The sequence below is a fragment of the Nocardia sp. NPDC049220 genome (assembly GCF_040647855.1).
Taxonomy (GTDB): Bacteria; Actinomycetota; Actinomycetes; order Mycobacteriales; family Mycobacteriaceae; genus Nocardia.
Window position 1 is genome coordinate 603,611 of record NZ_JBEZDA010000001.1, and the last position, 16,032, is coordinate 619,642.

A 16,032-nucleotide genomic window follows, 5' to 3' on the forward strand; every position below is an offset into this window, starting at 1 on the left:
TTGCGCACGGCGGTGTACCCGAACGGCCCCCGGCATCCGCCGGGGGCCGTTCGCATGGTCGACCCGGCCGACGGACTCAGCAGCGATGCAGCGCGGTGAGCAGTGTGGCCATGATCGGTGAGCGCCGGGCGTCGGCGCGCAGCACCGCCGACACCGGAATGCGCAACTTGTGTTCGGTCAGCCGCAGCACCACCAACCCCTCGGTCGTGCTCTCCGCGTACAGCACCGTCCACGCCTCCGGTCGATTGATCAGTTCCATCGTCGCGGTGTGGTCGGGCGGGATCGGCGGGCCGAAGGTCGGGCCGGTGGGCAGCTCGGCGAACGCGGTACGAATCACGGTGTGCAGCAACACTTGCTCCTGCTCTGGCGGCAGCAAGAGCGGATACGAACTCAGATCCGCGAGGGTCACCACGTCTGCGGCGGCCAGCGGATGAGCGCTGGACGTAGCGATCACGAGATCCTCGACCCAGAGCTGTTCCACCACGAGCCCGGGCTGATCGACGCGGCCGCGGATCAGCGCTAGATCGCAGTCCCCGTCGGTGACCGCGGTGATGCGCTGGCGGAACGGTTTGATCACGAACTCGATCTCCGCTTCCGGATGCGCCGCGCGGGCGCCCGCGATCGCGGACAGCGAGCGAGTCGCGAAGGACATGTTGGCGGCGAGCCGGATTCGTGGCCCCACCGTGCGCACCGCGGCCCGGATCGCCGACTCCAAGCTCAGCATCTGCTTCGCCAGCGGAAGTAGCCGGGCGGTGGCGTCGGTGGGCACGACCGACCGGGTCGAGCGCTCGAACAGTTGCACGCCGAGATCGCGTTCGAGCCGGGAGATCTGATGGCTGATCGCGGACTGTGAGATGAAGCACCGCGCGGCGGCGCCACTGAAGCTGAGCTCCTCGCACACCGCCACGAAGTAGGTGAGCTGCCGAAGTTCCACGGCGCCTCCTATTAATTACGAATCGAGATAAGAGTCATCTTAATTATGCGCTCTGACACCTGAAATATCTGCCCCCTAGATCACGGTTCGTAATGAGAGAAGGAGGCTTTCATGCAATACATGGATGCGGGGATCGAAACCGCAGGTGTCGTCATTGTCGGATCGGGGTTCGGTGGGCTTGCCGCCGCCAAACAGCTTGCGAAGTCGGGGGTGGACTATGTCCTGATCTCCAGCACGCCCGAGCATCTCTTCCAACCGTTGTTGTACCAGGTAGCGACCGGTGTGCTCGCGTCGGAAGAGATCGCGCCACCGATCGCGGGAATCCTGCGACGCCACCGCCAGGCCGACGTGCGCCTCGGCGAGGTGGTCGCCATCGACCCCGACCGGGCCATCGTCACCTACGAGAACGAGGGCGTGCGGCACCGGATCCGTTACGGCTCGTTGATCGCCGCCACCGGCGCCAGCCAGTCTTATTTCGGCCGCGACGATTTCGCCGAGAAGACCTTCTCGCTCAAGACCATCGACGACGCGCGGCGACTGCGCACCCAGATCCAGCGGGTCTTCGCCGAGGCCGCGAACGCAGACGAACAGACCAGGCGCAGGCTGTTGAGCTTCGTCGTGGTCGGTGCGGGCGCGACCGGCGTCGAGGTCGCGGGCCAGCTGAAGGAATTGGCGAAACGGTATTACCACCAGGAGGTTTCGGTCACCCTCGTCGAGGGGGCCGGCGAGGTTCTCCCGCCGTTCGGCGGTGGGCTGTCGGAATACGCGAAGAAGTCGTTGACCCGCAGTGGCGTCGACGTGCTGCTCGGCACCTTCGTCACCGACATCGAGCAGGGTGAGGTCACCGTCAAGAGCAAAGACGGCGTCATGCACGGCCTCGCGGCCGAGACCGTGGTGTGGTCGGCAGGTGTGCAGGTGGGCGGGTTCGCGAAAATACTGGCCGAGGCCACCGGTGTCGAGATCGACCGGGCCGGACGGCTGTTGATCAACCCGGACCTCACGGTCGGCGGTTACGCCGATATCTACGCCGTCGGAGACATGACTTCACTGAACGGCTATCCCGGCCAGTCGCCGGTAGCCATGCAGGAGGGCAGGCACGCCGCCGACATCATCCGCCGCAAGAAGCAGCCCGGCACCGCCTTCACCTACTGGGACAAAGGCAGCATGGCGGTGATCAGCCGCTTCAGCGCCGTGGCGAAACTGAACGAGCACATCACCTTCCGCGGCGTGATCGCCTGGTTCATGTGGCTCGCGGTGCACGTGTTCTACCTCGTCGGTTTCCGCAACCGCTTCGCCGCGGTCGCCTCGTGGTTGGTCGCGTTCATCGGAACCGGACGTCCTGGTTTCGCCGAGGAGAAGACGACTCCCACGAAGACACGCGTTCCGGAGCAGGTTGCCGCCTGAGGGGTGTGTTTGATTGGCAGCGCCCGCGGCGCGGCGCGTTCGCGGCCCCTGGGGGCCGCGTCAGCGCGGCCGACGCTTGCGACTTCGTCGCGGGCGCGTCGGCCGCTCGGACGCGAGCCGGGCCGCGACGGGGAATGCTCGGTCTCGCTTCGCTCGGAAGCTGGAGTTCAGCTTGATGGGGAGCGTCAGCGCGGAATCTGCGGCATTCCCGTTCGCGGAACTTGATGGCCGCGGGCGGGCACGCTCGAGTTCACTGCTCGGAAGCCGCTGCGGAGCAGGTTTGGTGCGGAGTTCGTGGCAGTGTGCGTTCGCGGCGGTGTTCGATGTCGCTGCGCCTGCGGGTGGTTCGCGGCCAGTGATGGCCGCGGATGAGTAATGCTCGGTCTCGCTGTCACGAGAACAGTGGTGACCAGGGGCTGGTGACGATATGCGGGGTCGATCCGTCGTTGTTGTAGTGATCACAACCCGCAACCACGCACCAACCGCTACAGCACATTCCTCCACCCACGGCGGAGCGCGCAGCGCCCCTGAACAGCTTCGCTCGGAACTCGGGTGGGGTTAATGGGTTGTGTTCGTTGTGTTCGGAGGAGGGGTGTTGGGGTGGGACGGGTGTTGGCCGGCGTGTTTGGTGTCGTGTTGTTTGGTTGTGTGATGGAAGCCGCGGTCAGGTGATTGGGTTTCACGTTGGTCGGCGGTGGGTTGGGTTGCGTTGTCCGGCAGGCGCAGCTTGTTCGGAGGGGATGCGTTTGCGCGGCTGATGGGCGAACGCAGTGGAACTGGGTGGTGAACGGTCGGTGTGACGGCCGTCTCGTTCACCGAACCGGCATCGCCGCGACACTTCGAGGTTGCTCCGGCGCAGTGTCGAGGTGGCTTCATCACGGATATGACTATTTCGTCCGTGCTGACAGCCCCGGCTCGACCGACGGACTCCGGGGCCGAACGCTCGCGGTATTCGCTGGTGGTCTCCTCCTCCGCGGAGCATCGTGTGGCCGCGCAGCGGCTGCGCTACGGCGTGTTCGCCAACGAGCCGGGGTTCCGCATCCCGGACAACGGCACCGGCCTCGACGCGGACCGGTTCGACGAGCATTGCGACCATCTGCTGGTTCGCGAGGACGTCAGCGGCGAGTTCGTCGGCTGCTATCGGATGCTGCCGCCGGAAAGGGTGGCCTCCGCCGGCGGGTACTACACGGCAACGGAATTCGACCTCACCCGGCTGGATCCGGCGGGTACGCGGATCGTGGAGATGGGCCGCGCCTGCGTGGTGCCCGACCATCGCAATGGTTCGGTACTGACCCTCATGTGGGCGGGCATCCTGCACTACATGCAGCTCACCGGCTACGACTGGGTGATGGGCTGTGTGTCGGTGCCGATGCAGGACACCCCGGCCGACCCGCCCGGCGTGAACGTGCGCGGCGTGCGTGACGTACTGCTCGGCAGACACGCCGCCGGGCCGCGGCGACAGGTACGCCCGTACCATCCAGTGATCGTCGACGGCAGGACATTGGACGAATTGGCGCCGCCGTCGCGCCCGAAGCTACCCCCGCTGTTGCGCGGGTACCTACGCCTCGGCGCCGAGGTCTGTGGTGAGCCCGCGCACGATCCCGATTTCGCGGTCGCCGACTTCGTGGTGTTACTCGGTCTGGACACCATCAACACCCGCTATCTCAACCGGTTACGCGACGCTGCGGCAACTCTCGACGAAGGACGGTGAGGAGCGTGGTCTTCGACACGCCGCCCGCGCAGGCCGCCGCACACGCGTGGATGCCGTCGAGTCCGTGCGGGCCCGGCTGTCTGGAGTCGATCGACCAGGTCGGCGCAGGCCGGGTGGCCGCAAGACTGGCCGGGGTCGCCGGACTGCTGCTCAGTTTCCCGGTCGCGCACCTCGTCACTCCGCGTGCCAAACGCGAACTGCTGCACCGGAGGTACGCGCGCCTGCTGCTCAGGTGTCTCGGCATACGGTTACGGATCATCGACAATCGCGTGGTCGATGCGGTCGGCACGGCGCGCCCGCGGGCCAGGTTCGGCGCCCCCGGCTGTGGCGTCCTGGTTGTCGCCGGCCATATCGGCTGGACCGACATCGTCGCGTTGGCGTCGGTGCAGCCCCTCGGTTTCGTAGCGCGTGCGGACATGGTGGACTGGCCGCTGCTCGGCGGGCTCGCGAAACGGATGCGGGTCGTCCCGATCGAGCGCGAGTGCCTGCGGGCTCTGCCGAGTGTCGTTGCCGCCGTTGGCGCGCGGTTGGCCGCCGGCGAGCGAATCGGGGTGTTCCCGGAGGGCACCACCTGGTGTGGCCGCGCGTACGGCACGATGCGGCCCGCGCTGTTCCAGGCGGCGGTGGACACCGCAACACCGGTCCAGCCGGTGCGGTTGCGCTATCTGGATCAACGCGGTGCGCAGTGTACGGTGCCCGGGTTCGTCGGCGCCGACACTTTCGCATCGTCGGCACGACGGGTGCTGCGCTCGCGCGGGATCGTCGCGGAGGTGGTGCTCGAAGCGCAGGAACAGCCAGGGACGGATCGGCGTGACCTGGCTCGCCGCTGCGCGGCCGCCGTGCGTGGAACGGAGCGATCGTGGCACGGTGCGCTGGATGTCACGTGGATCGAGGCGGCGAACACCCGGGTCCAGGATCCATCGGTGGCAGCGGAGGCGCCGGAAGTGGTTCGCCGACCGCGCCTTCGGCCCCTCTTGCGCGGTCATCGGGATTCCGACGTCACTCGGTAGGAACCCCCGACGACGGGATCCATTGCCGGTTCTACCGGGGCGTTACGTGGTCGCGCCCATATCGTTTCGACGATCGCGTTCGGCAGTCTCGACTCGACCGCCAGAACATATCCCGCGAGTCTCGGCGCGCGAGATCGAGTGGCACGGCGGCTTCGGTAGGCGGTCCGCCGAGCTTCTCGACGCCATGCTGTCGGCACGCGACCAGCGCGAGCCGATCCGCACCGCTGGTCGATCCCGGCCGCTGCGGCTCCCGACCGCGGTTGAACGACTACGGGTCGCGGGGCGGCGGGTCCGGATATTCGGTCTCGCCACCCCGCGTTCGCACATCCGAGAACTACCCGAGTAGGGGCGGGCGGTCATCGGAAGCGCGGCCTATAGCGCGTGGGTTCCGGGCGAACCCGGCGCCCGAGTGCGCTCAGAAGCTGCCGGTGCGCGGCAGGAACCCGCGAAAGCCACCGTCCCAGCCGTTGCCGTTCCAGCCGCGGTTCCAGTCGTTGTGGTCGTGCCGGCCGCGGTTCCAGTTGTTGTGGTCGTGCCGGCCGCGGTTCCAGTCGTTGTGGTCGTGCCGGCCGCGGTTCCAATTGCCGTTGCCGGGACCGTCGTGGCGGTGACCGGGGCCGCCGTGGGCCAGGTCGATCTGCGCGGCGGGCTCGAGCACGATCGGGCTAGCGAGGGCGGGCACCGCGAGCGCGGTGACCGGCATCAGGGCGAGCGCGGAGGCGACGGCAACGCGAGCGAGTATGCGTCGGGTGCGGTGGGTGTCTTGGTACATCGGAACTTCCTCATTCATCTGTATCGTCCGGTGGATGACCGCTCGGTTCTCCGGGCTCGATATCCGTGCTGCGATATGCCGGACAGCGATGTGTCGGACAGCGATCAATACACTAAACAACGTACCGCTATATAACGGTGCACTCAATAGGTAGAGCGGGATCGGTTCCGTACTCGCGGGGCATTTGCGCACGATGCCTCGGTGCGAAGGCCCGCATCTCGGGCCCGTGGGCGGGCGGGAATAACCGGCAACGGGTGACAGCTATCCTTTACTAGTCATGAAGTCGGCTTTTTCGGGTCCGGTCAACGGTGCGGCGCCCCAGACGGTCTACCTCGATCACGCGGCGACCACACCGATGCTGCCCGCCGCTATCGAGGCGATGACTGCTGCCCTGCGCACGGCGGGTAACGCATCGTCGCTGCACGGATCCGGTCGCGCGGCTCGGCGGTCACTGGAGGAGGCCCGCGAGTCGATCGCCGCGGATCTCGGCGCCCGACCCTCGGAGGTCGTCTTCACCTCGGGCGGAACCGAGAGCGACAACCTGGCGATCAAAGGCATGTTCTGGGCTCGCTGTGACGCCGACCCGCGCCGAAACCGGATCATTTCCAGTTCGGTCGAGCACCATGCGGTGATCGACACAATCGAGTGGCTGCAGCGGCACGAGGGCGCCGAGGTCACCTGGCTGCCGGTGGACGCCGAGGGGGTAGTCGCGCCGGGCGCGCTGCGCGCGGCGCTCGCCGAGAATCCCGGCGATGTCGCGATGGTGACCGTCATGTGGGCGAACAACGAGGTCGGCGGCATTCAGCCGATCGATGAACTCGTCGCCGTGGCACAGGAATTCGGCGTGCCCATGCACAGTGACGCGGTACAGGCTGCCGCGCAATTGCCGGTCGATTTCGGTGCGAGCGGTCTTTCCGCGGCAAGCTTCGCCGGACACAAACTCGGCGGTCCGCACGGTGTCGGCGTGCTGCTGCTCGGCAGACAGGTGCCGTGCGTGCCGCTGCTGCATGGCGGTGGGCACGAGCGCGACCTGCGGTCCGGGACCTCGGACACGCCGGCCGCGATCGGACTCGCCACAGCGCTGCATCAGACTGTCGTCGAATCTCCGGTACGCGCTGTCGAATTGACCGCGTTGCGAGAGGCGCTGATCGCGGGTGTCCGTGCGACGGTGCCGGACGTGGTGCTCAACGGACCGGTCGGCGACCGGCGACTGCCCGGTATCGCGCACGTCACGTTCCCCGGCTGCGAAGGTGATTCGTTGCTGATGCTGCTGGATGCGGCGGGTATCGAATGCTCGACCGGTTCGGCGTGCAACGCGGGTGTCGCCACACCGAGCCATGTGCTGATCGCGATGGGCGTCGAACCGTGGCAGGCGCGCGGATCGCTGCGATTCTCGTTGGGGCACACGTCGACTCGCGCCGATGTGGACGCGTTGCTGGAGATATTGCCCCAGGTGGTGGAGCGGGCCAGAGCCGCGGGCTTGGCCGGTGCGAAGGGAGGCGTCTGATGCGGGTACTCGCCGCGATGAGCGGTGGTGTGGACTCGGCGGTGGCGGCGGCTCGTGCCGTCGACGCGGGTCACGAGGTGGTCGGTGTGCATCTGGCGCTGTCCGCGACGCCGGGCACGCTGCGCACCGGATCACGCGGTTGTTGCTCGAAGGAGGACGCGGGCGACGCCAGACGCGCCGCCGACGTGCTCGGAATACCGTTCTACGTGTGGGATTTCGCCGACCGCTTCAAGGAAGACGTGATCGATGATTTCGTCGCCGCCTACGCGGCCGGCGAGACACCGAACCCGTGCCTGCGGTGCAACGAGAAGATCAAATTCTCCGCGCTGGCCGATCGCGCTGCCGCGCTCGGCTTCGACGCGGTGGTCACCGGCCACTACGCGCGGCTGGCGGACGGCGTGCTCCGTCGTGCGGTAGACGCAGACAAGGACCAGTCCTATGTCCTGGCTGTCTTGACCGCGCAGCAGCTGTCCCGCGCGATGTTCCCGGTGGGCGACACCCCTAAACCGCGGATTCGGGAGGAGGCCGCCGAGCGCGGGCTCGCCGTCGCGAACAAGCCCGACAGCCACGACATCTGCTTCATCCCCTCCGGCGACACCCGCGCGTTCCTCGGCGCGAAGATCGGCATCCGCCCCGGTGCTGTGGTCGACGCCGACGGGCAGGTGCTGGCGGAGCACGACGGCGTGCACGGGTTCACCATCGGGCAGCGCAAGGGCCTCGGATTGCCCGGTCCCGCCGCGGATGGCAAGCCGCGATATGTGACCGACATCGATCCCGATTCCGGCACGGTTCGCGTCGGTTCGGCGCAGGACCTTCGGGTGTGGACCGTCCACGCGGAGCGCGCGATCTGGACTTCTGGTACCGCGCCGTCGGTGCCGATCGATTGCGTCGCGCAGGTGCGCGCACATGGTGGCACCGCGCCCGCGGTCGCCGAGGCAGTGGGCGACGAGGTGGTCGTCCGGCTGCGCGAGCCGTTGACCGGTGTCGCGCGCGGCCAGGCCGTGGTGCTCTACCGGCCGGACTCGCGGGGTGACGAGGTGATCGGCAGCGGAACCATCTCCGGCACGCGCACGGCTGTCACGAGTGATGCGGGGTCCGACGCGGCGCGGTGAGCCCCGATGCGGGGCCGCGGAACCAAGTGACCGGTGGGCCGCGGCGTCGGTGACGTCCGGTGCCGGAGGAATCGAACGAACGGGAGTACGGCGACGGTGTACGAGACCAGCACGGATGACGTGGTACACGACAGCGCGGCCGAGGCGGTGTCCGAGCCCGCGCGCATCCGAGGTGCGATCGCGACCGGGGTCGGCTCCTGGCCCGGTACCGATCCCCGTGAGGCGGCCGCGACTATCGTCGGCGAGCTCGGCGACCTGCCGCATGTGGTGGAACTGCCGGACCGCGGCGTGGGCGCCGACCTGATCGGCCGGGCCTGTGCACTGTTGGTCGACCTGCCTTTCGACACCACGACCAGGGGTTACCGGTTCGCGCCACGCCCGGGAGCGGTCGCACGCCGAGCTCGCGATCTGCTGCGTACGGATCTGGACGCGCTGGAAGAAGCGTGGGAGACCGCAGGCCTGTCCGGAGCGGGCCGGGTGATCAAAGTGCAGGCGGCGGGGCCGCTGACCCTGGCCGCGCAGGTGGAGTTGCCCGGCGGACATCGCGTGCTCACCGACCCTGGTGCTGTGCGCGATCTTTCGGAATCCCTGGCCGAGGGGTTGGCTCAGCACGTCGACGAGGTGCGCACCCGGCTCGGCGCCCAGGTTGTCCTGCAACTGGACGAACCTTCGCTGACCGCGGTGCTGGACGGTTCGCTGGGGGGAGTGAGTGTGTTGAACACCGTGCGCGCTGTGCCCGGACCCGAGGCACTCGCCATCTTGGACGCGGTGATCACCGGCCAGTCGGCGCCCGTGCTCGTGCACAGCTGTGCCGAGCCGCCCGCACTGGCCTTTTTGCAGCGCAGCGCTGCCGCCGCGGTCGGCTTCGACCTAGCCACGATCGGCACCGGGGAACTCGACGGCATCGGTGAAACCCTCGAAGCGGGAAAGCAACTGGTGCTCGGTGTCGTTCCGACCGCTGCTCCCACTACCTCGATCACCTGGCGCGACTGTGCTGAGCCGGGCGCCCGCCTGGTCGATCGCCTCGGCTTCGGCAGGAAGACGCTGGCAGATCGGGTATCGGTCAGTCCCACCTGTGGTTTGGCGGGTGCCTCGCTGGCGTGGGGACGCACGGCGCTACGACTGTGCACCGAGGTTGCGCGGGCGTATGCCGAAGAGCCGGAAGAGCTTTCGTTTTCCTGACATAGGGCAGCTGCTTGTTCGACGATGGGCGGGTCGGCCGCGGGGAGTGACGCCGCCGAATCCGCGAGCGTCGATCAGAGTTCGACTGTGTGCGGCGCGCCGCACGCGACAGCAAGGCCGGAACTCGACACCAAGATTCCGAGCCCGCGGCCGGGCGATGGCCCGGTTCGACGACGAGGGCGCGCAGATCGAGCAGTGCGGCGCCTGCCGCCTGTCCGTCGTGCGGAACAGACCTCCGGAAATCGCTCCGCCAGGTACGGCGACGTGCGGGAACGCAGCGGTGCGATGTCGGTGGACTCGGCTACTGTGCGATGCGTGAGTGAGAGCGACAGCGCGGCGGCACCGGCGACGGCGGAGCAGCGGGTGGAGTGGCAGCAGCTCGCGGACGAGGTGCGCGAGCACCAGTTCCGCTACTACGTGCGGGATGCGCCGATCATCTCCGACGGCGCGTTCGACGCGTTGCTGCGGCGGTTGCAGACGATCGAGGAACAGCATCCCGACCTGCGCACGCCGGATTCGCCGACCCAACTCGTCGGCGGTGGCTTCGCGACCGATTTCACCGCGGTCGACCACCTGGAGCGGATGCTGTCGCTGGACAACGTGTTCGATGTCGATGAATTGCGTGCCTGGGCGAACCGGGTCGAGGCGGAGACCGGGCCGGATCTGCACTACCTGTGTGAGGTGAAGATCGACGGCGTCGCGCTGAATCTCGTCTACCAGAATGGGCGACTGGTCCGCGGTGCCACCCGCGGCGACGGGCGCACCGGCGAGGATGTGACGCTCAACGCTCGCACCATCGGCGACATCCCCGGCGAGCTGACGCCCAGCGCCGAGTTCCCGGTCCCGGATCTACTGGAGGTCCGTGGCGAAGTGTACTTCCGGCTGGCGGACTTCGAGACGCTCAACGCCGCGATCGTGGCCGACGGCAAGCCGCCGTACGCCAACCCGCGCAACACGGCGGCCGGCTCGCTGCGGCAGAAGGATCCGTCGGTGACCGCGCGGCGCGGGCTGCGCATGATCTGTCACGGCTTCGGCCGCATCGAGGGCTACAGCCCGACCTCGCAATTCGAGGCTTACCGCGCGCTCGCGGCATGGGGTCTGCCGGTGTCCGAGCACACCAGGCGAGTACAGGGTATCGAGGCGGTGATCGAGCGGGTCGCGTACTGGGGCGTGCACCGGCACGATATCGAGCACGAGATCGACGGCCAGGTGATCAAGATCGACGAGACGGCGCTGCAGCGGCGGCTCGGCGCCACTTCCCGCGCGCCACGCTGGGCGATCGCCTACAAGTACCCACCGGAGGAGGCGACGACCAAGCTGCTGAACATCGAGGTGAACGTCGGTCGCACCGGGCGGGTCACCCCGTTCGCTGTGATGGAGCCGGTGTCCATCGCGGGTTCGACGGTCGCCATGGCGACCCTGCACAATGCCGCCGAGGTGAAGCGCAAGGGCGTGCTGATCGGGGACACGGTCACCATCCGCAAAGCGGGCGACGTGATTCCGGAGGTGCTCGGCCCAGTGGTGGACGCGCGTCCCGACGACGCGCGGGAGTTCGTCATGCCGACGCATTGCCCTGAGTGCGGCACCGAATTGCGGCCGGAGAAGGAGGGGGACGCCGACATTCGCTGCCCGAACTCGCAGTTCTGCTTCGCGCAGTTACGTGAGCGGGTATTCCATGTGGCCGGACGCGGCGCCTTCGATATCGAGTCGCTCGGTTACGAGGGCGCGATCGATTTGCTGAGGTCCAGCGCGATCGCCAACGAGGGCGACCTCTTCGATCTCGATGCGGCGACACTGCTCACCACCTCGCTGTATGCCAATAAGAGCGGCAATCTCTCGGCCAACGGCCAGCGGTTACTGGAGAACCTGGCAGCCGTCAAGGACCGTCCGCTGTGGCGCGTGCTGGTCGGGCTGTCCATCCGGCATGTGGGCCCCACCGCGGCGCGGGCGCTCGCCGCCGAGTTCGGCAGCCTGGACCGGATCGAGCAGGCCTCGGTCGAGGAACTCGCCGCTGCCGACGGGGTCGGGCCGACCATCGCGGCCGCGGTGGCGGAATGGTTCACTGTCGACTGGCACCGTGCGGTGGTGGCGAAGTGGCGGGCCGCCGGGGTGCGGATGGAAGACGAGCGCGACGAGTCCATCGAACGCACTCTCGAGGGCCTGTCCATCGTGGTGACCGGTTCGCTGCAGGGATTCACCCGCGACGGCGCCAAGGAGGCGATCCTGGTGCGCGGCGGCAAGGCCGCGAGTTCGGTGTCGAAGAAGACCGCGTTCGTGGTGATCGGAGACGCGCCGGGATCCAAGGCCGTCAAGGCGGAGGAACTCGGGGTTCCGATCTTGGACGAGGAGGGATTCCGACTGTTGCTGGAAGCGGGACCGGAAGCGGTGACGCCGGACGCCGCCGAGGAGTGAGCGGCCACAGGGTGGGCAGCGGGCCTGGTAGCGCTCGCTCTGAGCACCACTTCCGACGAACAACTGGTGACGACCCGATATACCATGCCACCGCACGATATGTCGTGTTCGAGAGACGATGATCGCTCTCGAGGGCCTTGAGGCTCGTGGAAGGATCGCGTATGGAACTCGCCGACAAAGTCGCTCTGATCACCGGGTCGACCGGTGGCATCGGAAGCGCCACAGCCGAACTGATGGCCACTGCGGGCGCACAGGTCATCGTTACCGGCCGTAACATCGAACGCGGGGAATCGACGGTGCGGGCGATCACCGCGGCCGGCGGCCAGGCTCGTTTCATCGCGGTCGATCTCACGGACATGGCGTCGCTGCGGCATCTCGCCGCTGCGGCGGGTGCGGTCGACATCCTGGTCAACAATGCCGCCTTCCTTCCGGCCGGGCCGACCACGTCCCAAGACGTCGAGTCCTTCGACCTCGCGCTGGCGACGAATCTGCGTGCACCGTACTTCCTCACCTCCGCGCTGGTTCCCGCGATGATCGCGAAAGGTTCCGGCAGCATTGTCAACGTCAGCACGATGGGCGCGCGCGTCGGCATGCCCGGTGCCTCCACCTACAGCGCGACCAAGGCGGCACTGGAGTCGTTGACTCGTACCTGGGCAGCCGAATTCGGGCCGGCGGGGGTGCGGGTCAATACCGTCGCTCCCGGCCCGACTCGAACCGAGATGCTGATGGCGGTCATCGGTGAGCAAGGCGCTGCGCAACTCAGCGATACCACCCTGCTCGACAGACTCGCCACACCCCGCGAAATCGCCGAAGTGATCTACTTCCTCGCCACCGACCGCGCAGCTTTCGTCACCGGCACCACGATCTCGGCTGACGGAGGCCGAACCGCGGTCTACCGCAATCAAAGTGGGGCGACACTGCGCAGGTGAGTCGCGCGATCGCGATCGGTAGTCCGGCGCCATCGTGCAGTGCCGTCGGGATCACCGCAGGTACGTGATGGCTGGCTAGCGTCGCACCTTCCATCGCGGGCCGGTCTCACTTGACGGTGACCGTCGCCCCCAACTGGCCGGCGATCTCGAACCTTCCGCAGCGACCGTCGCTCAGGTCGAGCTTCTGGGTCACCACCTTGCCGCGGCTGTTCTTGAACGTGGCCTCGGCGGTCACGTCGGTGTTCGGCATCGAGCACACTTTCGACACCGGTGCCGACGGGTCGTAGTCGACGGTCCCGCCGCCTTGGCAGGTGTTGGTGCTGTTTCCGAGGAACACCCGCGCGGTGCCGTCCGGACATGGCGCGTTGGCCGCCGCCTCCGGCGCCAGCACGACCAGCGACCCCAACGCCGCCGCGGCGACGACGGAGCTTCCGACCACAAGACGACGAACCGGCAGTGTCATCGTTTCCATCCCATCAAGCATCGAGCAGCTACCGCGAATCGGCCGCGGCGTCCAGGCATGCTAACCCGCTATCACCGCCTTGTCCTGGCGATCGACGCCCGCCGGCCACCGTGCCGCTGCGTCCGGTGCTGTTGCGTTCGGTGACATCGCGCCAGGTAGCGCCGGTGATCGAGCGGCAGCATCCGGTATCAGGGGGTAGTCCGTCGAATGGGGATCGACCGTAGGCGCGGGCAGGACGCGCGCGAGGGGGTTGGTGTCGCGGGACGATGATGGAGACGGAAGTATGGCGGCATGCTGCGCAGTTTTCGGGTGACCAATCACAGATCGCTGGCCGAGGGGCAGGAACTGCGGCTGACCAAGGGAAACGGGCCGGTGGCGGTGCCGGTGACCGCGATCCACGGCGGGGCCGCGGCGGGCAAGACGAATCTGACCGATGCGCTCTGGCAGATGCGGGACGCCGTGTTGCATTCGGTCACGGGATGGGATCCGTACGCCGGGCCGGTACGGACGCCGCATCTCGGATTTCCCGAGCGGCCTTCGGAATTCGTCGCAGCATTCGTCGCGGAGGGGGAGCCGTACACCTATGGTTTCCGGCTGGACAACGCCGACGTGACCGCCGAATGGCTGCACGCTCACCCGCGTTCACGCAAACGGATCGTGTTCGAACGCAGCGGCCAGCAGATCAAGCTCGGCCCGATGTTCGAGGCCGCGCGGTACGGGATCGCCGCGCTGGTGCCATTGGTCCGGCCGAACGCCCTGCTGCTCAGCCTGGCGGGGCACATGTACGCCGATGCGCTGGTACCCGCGTACCGATGGTTCGAGTCGATGCTCGACGTGCAACACGGTCCGACAGACCCCGACGCCATCGCGCATCGACTCGGCAGCCACCTTTCGCGCTCGGCGCACAACGTGGCCCGCCTGCTGATGCTGCTGCGCACCGCCGAACTCGGCATCACGGACCTGCTCATCGCCGAACACGACCCGATGTACGCCGATTACCTGCAGGAGCTGGATGCCGACATAGCCGGGATCGGCATGCGGTCGCGGTCGGACAACGGTGGTGCCAGCGTGCTGCTGGAGCGAGAGTCGACCAACCTGAAGGCCGCCCGTGACGCCCTGTACGCGCGAATGGTCGCCCGGCGTGGCGTCGGCCTGACCCTGGTACACGAGGGCATCGGCAGCCCGTTCGACATCCGCGACGAATCCTCGGCGACGTTGTCGCTGCTGCGGGTGTTGCCGACCACGCTCGACGCGCTCGACGAAGGCCGCGTGCTCGTCGTGGACGACATCGGCGCGCACCTGCCCGCGCAGCAGGCCGACCGGTTGATCCAGTTGTTCCACAACCCGGAGACCAATTCCCGTGGTGCTCAGCTGATCTTCACGACCGACAATCGTGCGCTGATCGACGGGGGAAACAGCTGTGCGGCACATACCCACACCGCGGTGTGGCAGATCCGTCGGACCGGCCTAGGGACCAGTGAACTCGCCTCGGTGTGACGCGCCCCTAGCATGGTCGACATGCTGGAGTTCTTCTCGCTGGTGATCCTGGCCGCGGTGCTGGTGGCGATGATCGTGTTCGTCGTCCGCAGCCGCGGGGGTTGGCGAACCGCGGACCCGGAGCACGGCACGCTGTATGTCACCGGTGTGAGTCCGCGCCCGGACGTCCTCGGTGAGCAGTATGTGACCGTCACCGGCAACCTCACCGGTCCTACTGTCCCGGGCAGAGTCGTCTACGGCCGCTTCGTGCGCGACACGAACTCCTGGCCGGAAGTAGGGGACTCGCTTGCCGTGGTCTATCCGGCGGGCAAACCCGACCGCTGGCAGTTCTCCGGAATGAGCTGAGGTTGATCGGCCAGGGTTCCGGTGTCACGGTCGGGTATTCCTTGGCAAGGCACGATCTTCGGGGCAGCGCTGCCATCCAGGCGCTCCGCGAGTGGATCAGCGATGGTGGTGTGACGTAGTCCGCCTTAGGGACGGTGGCATCATGCCGGGTATGTATCTGAAGGACCCGGGTGTGGTCGTCCGGGTGGCGCGGCCGGACGAATACGATGCCGTCGGCGAGCTGACCGTGGACGTCTACGTCGGTGCCGAGTATGTGCGGGCGGGCAGTTGGTACGCGGGGGAATTGGCCGACACGCCCCGCCGCGCGACGTCGGCTCGGATCCTCGTCGCCACACACGCCGATCGGATCATCGGTTCGCTCACCGTCGCACACGCGGGGACGCCGTATGCCGAAATCGCACAGCCGGGCGAGTTGGAGTTCCGTATGCTCGCCGTCGCGAAGTCCGCGCGCGGTCTCGGCGCGGGAACAGCGCTGGTGCGCACGGTGATCGACCTGGCAAGGGCGGAGGGCTGCACCGCCGTCGCACTCACCACCATGCCTGCCATGGTCGACGCTCGAAGGATCTATGACCGCTTGGGCTTCTTCCCCGTCCCCGCCCGAGACTGGTGCTCCAGTGAGGGTGACCTGCTGACCGTTCTCCGACTTCCGGTCGACCTCTCCGACCGCGCACCTGCCCGGTGACCTCGGATGATCTGGGCATACCTCGGATCAGGGGCATGTTCGACCGGGTATCGGGCCACCTGGGCGCGCTTG

Annotated in this window: 14 protein-coding genes; 11 read left to right on the forward strand and 3 right to left on the reverse strand. The window is 67.6% G+C overall.

What is annotated here, in order from left to right:
- Window positions 1-76 precede the first annotated feature (76 nt).
- Window positions 77-934, reverse strand: coding sequence for a LysR family transcriptional regulator (locus tag AB0C34_RS02545; RefSeq protein ID WP_357066709.1), 858 nt, complete (start codon window positions 932-934; stop codon window positions 77-79).
- A 111-nt stretch (window positions 935-1,045) separates the two neighbouring features.
- Here AB0C34_RS02545 and AB0C34_RS02550 point away from each other — a divergent pair, with 111 nt between their 5' ends.
- The 3 genes from AB0C34_RS02550 to AB0C34_RS02560 all read left to right on the forward strand — a co-directional run bounded on the left by AB0C34_RS02550 (window position 1,046) and on the right by AB0C34_RS02560 (window position 5,059).
- Complete coding sequence (locus AB0C34_RS02550) at window positions 1,046-2,338, forward strand: NAD(P)/FAD-dependent oxidoreductase (protein WP_357066711.1); 1,293 nt, start codon at window positions 1,046-1,048, stop codon at window positions 2,336-2,338.
- Window positions 2,339-3,221: 883 nt separating this feature from the next.
- Complete coding sequence (locus tag AB0C34_RS02555) at window positions 3,222-4,049, forward strand: GNAT family N-acyltransferase (protein WP_357066713.1); 828 nt, start codon at window positions 3,222-3,224, stop codon at window positions 4,047-4,049.
- On the forward strand, window positions 4,046-5,059 hold the full coding sequence (locus AB0C34_RS02560) for a lysophospholipid acyltransferase family protein (protein WP_357066715.1): 1,014 nt from the start codon (window positions 4,046-4,048) through the stop codon (window positions 5,057-5,059). Before AB0C34_RS02555 ends, AB0C34_RS02560 begins: the two co-directional genes overlap by 4 nt.
- 415 nt (window positions 5,060-5,474) lie before the next feature.
- Here the strand turns inward: AB0C34_RS02560 and AB0C34_RS02565 are convergent, their stop codons facing one another.
- Entirely contained in the window at window positions 5,475-5,831 is a 357-nt protein-coding gene (locus AB0C34_RS02565; protein WP_357066717.1) for a hypothetical protein, read from the reverse strand.
- A 277-nt stretch (window positions 5,832-6,108) separates the two neighbouring features.
- Here AB0C34_RS02565 and AB0C34_RS02570 point away from each other — a divergent pair, with 277 nt between their 5' ends.
- The 5 genes from AB0C34_RS02570 (at window position 6,109) to AB0C34_RS02590 (ending at window position 12,973) form a co-directional block, all read left to right on the forward strand.
- Entirely contained in the window at window positions 6,109-7,338 is a 1,230-nt protein-coding gene (locus tag AB0C34_RS02570) for a cysteine desulfurase family protein (protein WP_357066719.1), read from the forward strand.
- Window positions 7,338-8,450: a tRNA 2-thiouridine(34) synthase MnmA gene (gene mnmA, locus AB0C34_RS02575; RefSeq protein WP_357066721.1), complete on the forward strand. Its 1,113-nt coding sequence runs from the start codon at window positions 7,338-7,340 to the stop codon at window positions 8,448-8,450. Before AB0C34_RS02570 ends, mnmA begins: the two co-directional genes overlap by 1 nt.
- A gap of 147 nt (window positions 8,451-8,597) precedes the next feature.
- The gene (locus AB0C34_RS02580; RefSeq protein ID WP_357068410.1) at window positions 8,598-9,632 is read left to right on the forward strand and encodes a methionine synthase; all 1,035 of its coding nucleotides are present in this window, start codon (window positions 8,598-8,600) and stop codon (window positions 9,630-9,632) included.
- A gap of 285 nt (window positions 9,633-9,917) precedes the next feature.
- The gene (gene ligA / locus AB0C34_RS02585) at window positions 9,918-12,044 is read left to right on the forward strand and encodes an NAD-dependent DNA ligase LigA (protein ID WP_357068412.1); all 2,127 of its coding nucleotides are present in this window, start codon (window positions 9,918-9,920) and stop codon (window positions 12,042-12,044) included.
- Between the two features lie 161 nt (window positions 12,045-12,205).
- Window positions 12,206-12,973 carry an SDR family oxidoreductase gene (locus AB0C34_RS02590; RefSeq protein WP_357066722.1) on the forward strand — a complete coding sequence of 256 codons (768 nt, stop codon included), beginning with the start codon at window positions 12,206-12,208 and terminating at the stop codon, window positions 12,971-12,973.
- Between the two features lie 106 nt (window positions 12,974-13,079).
- Here the strand turns inward: AB0C34_RS02590 and AB0C34_RS02595 are convergent, their stop codons facing one another.
- Entirely contained in the window at window positions 13,080-13,436 is a 357-nt protein-coding gene (locus AB0C34_RS02595; RefSeq protein ID WP_357066724.1) for a hypothetical protein, read from the reverse strand.
- Between the two features lie 291 nt (window positions 13,437-13,727).
- Between AB0C34_RS02595 and AB0C34_RS02600 the strand changes: the two genes are divergently transcribed.
- The 3 genes from AB0C34_RS02600 to AB0C34_RS02610 all read left to right on the forward strand — a co-directional run bounded on the left by AB0C34_RS02600 (window position 13,728) and on the right by AB0C34_RS02610 (window position 15,960).
- The gene (locus AB0C34_RS02600) at window positions 13,728-14,933 is read left to right on the forward strand and encodes an ATP-binding protein (RefSeq protein WP_357066726.1); all 1,206 of its coding nucleotides are present in this window, start codon (window positions 13,728-13,730) and stop codon (window positions 14,931-14,933) included.
- Window positions 14,934-14,954: 21 nt separating this feature from the next.
- Window positions 14,955-15,278, forward strand: a complete 324-nt coding sequence (locus tag AB0C34_RS02605; protein ID WP_357066728.1) for a hypothetical protein — start codon at window positions 14,955-14,957, stop codon at window positions 15,276-15,278.
- Window positions 15,279-15,429: 151 nt separating this feature from the next.
- Complete coding sequence (locus tag AB0C34_RS02610) at window positions 15,430-15,960, forward strand: GNAT family N-acetyltransferase (protein ID WP_357066730.1); 531 nt, start codon at window positions 15,430-15,432, stop codon at window positions 15,958-15,960.
- Window positions 15,961-16,032: the final 72 nt, after the last annotated feature.

Bases quoted from the DNA above. Each gene is read 5' to 3' on its own strand.
- AB0C34_RS02570 (WP_357066719.1), top strand. From the start codon at position 6,109: ATGAAGTCGGCTTTTTCGGGTCCGGTCAACGGTGCGGCGCCCCAGACG.
- AB0C34_RS02600 (WP_357066726.1), top strand. From the start codon at position 13,728: ATGCTGCGCAGTTTTCGGGTGACCAATCACAGATCGCTGGCCGAGGGG.
- AB0C34_RS02605 (WP_357066728.1), top strand. From the start codon at position 14,955: ATGCTGGAGTTCTTCTCGCTGGTGATCCTGGCCGCGGTGCTGGTGGCG.
- AB0C34_RS02550 (WP_357066711.1), top strand. From the start codon at position 1,046: ATGCAATACATGGATGCGGGGATCGAAACCGCAGGTGTCGTCATTGTC.
- AB0C34_RS02565 (WP_357066717.1), bottom strand. From the start codon at position 5,831: ATGTACCAAGACACCCACCGCACCCGACGCATACTCGCTCGCGTTGCC.
- mnmA (WP_357066721.1), top strand. From the start codon at position 7,338: ATGCGGGTACTCGCCGCGATGAGCGGTGGTGTGGACTCGGCGGTGGCG.
- AB0C34_RS02595 (WP_357066724.1), bottom strand. From the start codon at position 13,436: ATGACACTGCCGGTTCGTCGTCTTGTGGTCGGAAGCTCCGTCGTCGCC.
- AB0C34_RS02610 (WP_357066730.1), top strand. From the start codon at position 15,430: ATGTATCTGAAGGACCCGGGTGTGGTCGTCCGGGTGGCGCGGCCGGAC.
- AB0C34_RS02555 (WP_357066713.1), top strand. From the start codon at position 3,222: ATGACTATTTCGTCCGTGCTGACAGCCCCGGCTCGACCGACGGACTCC.
- AB0C34_RS02590 (WP_357066722.1), top strand. From the start codon at position 12,206: ATGGAACTCGCCGACAAAGTCGCTCTGATCACCGGGTCGACCGGTGGC.
- ligA (WP_357068412.1), top strand. From the start codon at position 9,918: ATGTCGGTGGACTCGGCTACTGTGCGATGCGTGAGTGAGAGCGACAGC.